The following is a 410-nucleotide window of genomic DNA, read 5'->3' as shown; positions in this document are numbered from 1 at the left end:
CCGCTCGTGATTCCGGCCGGCAGCACCACCGGCACGATCACGGTCAACCCGACGGCTGACGCCACCATCGAAACCAACGAGACGGTGGTGCTGACTCTGAATGCAGGCGCGGGCTACACCGTCGGCGTGCCCAACAGCGCGACGGGTACGATCCTCAACGACGACCTGCCGAACCTGGTGATCAACGACGTCACCGCGAACGAAGGCAACGCCGGCATCACCAACTTCACCTTCACTGTCAGCCTGAGCGCACCGGCTGGCCCGGGCGGCGTGACCTTCGACATTGGCACCGCCAACGGCAGCGCTACTGCCGGCGTGGACTATGTCGCCAGCACCCTGACCAGCCAGACGATTCCCGCCGGCAGCAGCACCTACACCTTTACCGTGCTGGTCAACGGCGACACGCTCAA

At 65.1% G+C, this 410-nt stretch carries 1 protein-coding gene; it reads left to right on the top strand.

Annotation, left to right across the window (positions count from 1 at the left end; genetic code table 11):
* On the top strand, positions 1–410 hold a 410-nt coding region (locus FLQ44_RS10965; RefSeq protein WP_206208816.1), incomplete at both ends, for a Calx-beta domain-containing protein.

Origin of the sequence: Vogesella mureinivorans (assembly GCF_007644035.1) — a bacterium.
Classification (GTDB): Bacteria; Pseudomonadota; Gammaproteobacteria; order Burkholderiales; family Chromobacteriaceae; genus Vogesella; species Vogesella mureinivorans.
The sequence above is the reverse complement of the archived record's forward strand: the minus strand, read 5'-3'. Positions and strand labels throughout refer to the sequence as shown.